Consider the following 2,661-nt stretch of genomic DNA (forward strand, 5'->3'; position numbering starts at 1 on the left):
GTCCAGGCCAAGCCTGTGCATGCCACTGTCCAGCTTCAGCCATACCGTCAGCGGACGCGGGCTGTCGAACGCGGCCAGTGCTTCCAGCTGCCACGGCGAGCCCACCGAGAACCACAGGTCATGCTCGGCCACCAGCGCCATTTCGCTGGGCTCGAAGATCCCTTCCAGCAGCAGGATCGGTGCACGGATACCGGCCTGGCGCAGCTCCAGCGCCTCTTCGATCGTGGCCACGCCGAAGCCGTCAGCCTCACCTTCAAGCGCCTGCGCGCAGCGCACCGCACCGTGGCCATAGGCATCGGCCTTGATGATCGCCAGCGCCTTGCCACCGCCCAGTTCACGGGCCAGGCGGTAGTTGCTGCGCAGTGCGCCCAGATCGATCAGCGCGCGGGCAGGACGCATGTGCGGTTCTCATGTTGCGGGGCGTGGCGGTACTGGCCGTAGCGGAAGATATCCAGGCCTTCGGTGCTGATCTGCGGCTGGCGCGCGCTCATCAGGTCGGCCAGGTAGCGGCCCGAGCCGCAGGCCATGGTCCAGCCCAGCGTGCCGTGGCCGGTGTTGAGGAACAGGTTGCGGAACGGCGTAGCGCCGATCACCGGCGTGCCGTCCGGCGTGGCCGGGCGCAGGCCGGTCCAGAACTCGGCCTTGGCCAGGTCACCGCCCTTCGGGTACAGATCGCGCACCACCAGTTCCAGCGTCTCGCGGCGGCGCGGCGACAGCGACAGGTCGAAACCAGCCACTTCGGCCATGCCGCCGACGCGGATGCGGTTGTCGAAGCGGGTCACCGCCACCTTGTAGCTCTCATCGAGGATGGTGGAGGTGGGCGCCATCGCCGGGTCGGTGATCGGCAGGGTCAGCGAGTAGCCCTTCAGCGGATACACCGGCAGGCGCATGCCCAGCGGCGCAACCAGTGCCGGCGAATAGCTGCCCAGTGCGACCACGAAGCGGTCCGCGGTTTCCAGCTTGCCGCCGATGCGTACGCCGGTGATGCGGTCACCGTCGAATTCCACGCCGGTGATGTCCTGGTCGTAGCGGAACTCGACCCCCGCTTCGGCCGCCATCTGCGCCAGGCGGCGGGTGAACAGCTGGCAATCTCCGGTCTGGTCGCGCGGCAGGCGCAGCGCGCCGACCAAGCCATCGACGTGGGCCAGCGCGGGCTCGGCCTTGATGATGCCGGCGCGATCCAGCACTTCGTACGGCACGCCGTACTGGGCCAGGATCTCGATGTCCTGCGCCGATGCATCCAGCTGCTGCTGGGTACGGAACAGCTGGGTGGTGCCCAGGTCGCGCCCTTCGAAATCGATGCCGATCTGCGCGCGCAGCTCGTTCAGGCAGTCGCGGCTGTACTCGGACATGCGCACCATGCGCGCCTTGTTGATCGCGTAGCGCTCGTGGGTGCAGTTGCGCAGCATCTGCCACAGCCAACGGTACTGGGCCAGGTCCATGCCCGGCTTGATCGCCAGCGGTGCGTGCTTTTCGAACAGCCAGCCGATGGCCTTCTTCGGTACGCCCGGGGCGGCCCACGGCGAGGTGTAGCCGAAGGACAGCTGGCCGGCATTGGCGAAGCTGGTTTCCAGCGCGGGACCGGGCTGGCGGTCGACGACCGTGACTTCAAACCCGGCCTGTCGCAGGTACCAGGCACTGGTGGTGCCGATCACGCCGCTGCCGAGAACTAGGACTCGCATGGAAATTCTCCAACCCGATCATTCCCTGCGTTTGGGTGCGCAGGGGCCATAATCGGGGAAGTATATTCTTCCGTTCCTAGGTGATTTGCCTGATTTTAGGAATGCAGGCAGGATATTTTCCTCTGATTCATTCCTCGAGGTTGACGGCCATGACCACCCGCCCCCGCGAACTGGACAAGATCGACCGCAAGATCCTGCGTATCCTGCAGGGCGAAGGCCGCATTTCCTTCACCGAGCTGGGCGAACGGGTTGGTCTGTCGACCACCCCGTGCACCGAGCGCGTGCGCCGGCTGGAGCGCGAAGCGGTGATCACCGGCTATCACGCCCACCTGGACCCGTCGGCGCTGAAAGCCAGCCTGCTGGTGTTCGTGGAGATCAGCCTGGCCTACAAATCCGGTGACATCTTCGAGGAGTTCCGGCGTGCGGCACTGAAGCTGCCCAACGTACTGGAATGCCATCTGGTGTCGGGCGATTTCGATTACCTGTTGAAGGCGCGGATCAGCGAGATGGCCTCGTATCGCAAGTTGCTTGGCAGCACCCTGCTGACCCTGCCCCATGTGCGTGAATCGAAGAGCTACATCGTGATGGAAGAGGTCAAGGAGACCTGGTCGCTGCCGATTCCCGATTGAATCGACCGGCGACAGCGGGACCAGATCCCGTAGCACGGGCTCTGGCCCCTGGCTGCATCAACGCTGCTGCGGGTTCTTCATGGAACCCTGTTGCGGATTCTTCTTCTGCTGCTCGTTCGGCTGCTGTTGCTGTTGCTGCTGGCGCTGCTGGTCCTGCGGTGTTTTGCCCTGCTGTTCCTTGCCGGGATGACGGTTCTGCTGGTTGGCCATGATCGTATTCCAAGGGGACGAGGGAAGCGCGGCGGCGGGGATGCCGGCGCAGGTCCACCGTGGTCCTGGCGCGGTTAATCGCAGGCGAAAAACGGGTGATGCGGGGCGTGCAGGGCGGGGGCTGTTTTCCGGTGTTCATG

General features: G+C 65.2%; 4 protein-coding genes. 1 reads left to right on the plus strand and 3 read right to left on the minus strand.

The features are described 5' to 3' along the window. On the minus strand, positions 1–399 hold a 399-nt coding region (locus DBR20_RS09610), incomplete at its 3' end, for an alanine racemase (protein ID WP_181393057.1). Then, positions 378–1,682 carry a D-amino acid dehydrogenase gene (locus DBR20_RS09615; protein WP_099821579.1) on the minus strand — a complete coding sequence of 435 codons (1,305 nt, stop codon included), beginning with the start codon at positions 1,680–1,682 and terminating at the stop codon, positions 378–380. The genes DBR20_RS09610 and DBR20_RS09615, both read right to left, overlap by 22 nt. A 149-nt stretch (positions 1,683–1,831) precedes the next feature. On the opposite strand from DBR20_RS09615, the gene DBR20_RS09620 reads away from it, so the two are divergent. Next, positions 1,832–2,311, plus strand: a complete 480-nt coding sequence (locus DBR20_RS09620) for an Lrp/AsnC ligand binding domain-containing protein (RefSeq protein ID WP_089241164.1) — start codon at positions 1,832–1,834, stop codon at positions 2,309–2,311. Positions 2,312–2,368: 57 nt separating this feature from the next. Here DBR20_RS09620 and DBR20_RS09625 read toward each other — a convergent pair whose 3' ends face one another. Beyond that, positions 2,369–2,521 (minus strand): lana protein, encoded by a 153-nt coding sequence (locus DBR20_RS09625; RefSeq protein ID WP_089238441.1) that lies wholly within the window; start codon positions 2,519–2,521, stop codon positions 2,369–2,371. Between the last annotated feature and the right edge of the window lie 140 nt (positions 2,522–2,661).

The organism is Stenotrophomonas sp. HMWF023 (assembly GCF_003060985.1).
Lineage (GTDB): Bacteria > Pseudomonadota > Gammaproteobacteria > Xanthomonadales > Xanthomonadaceae > Stenotrophomonas > Stenotrophomonas lactitubi.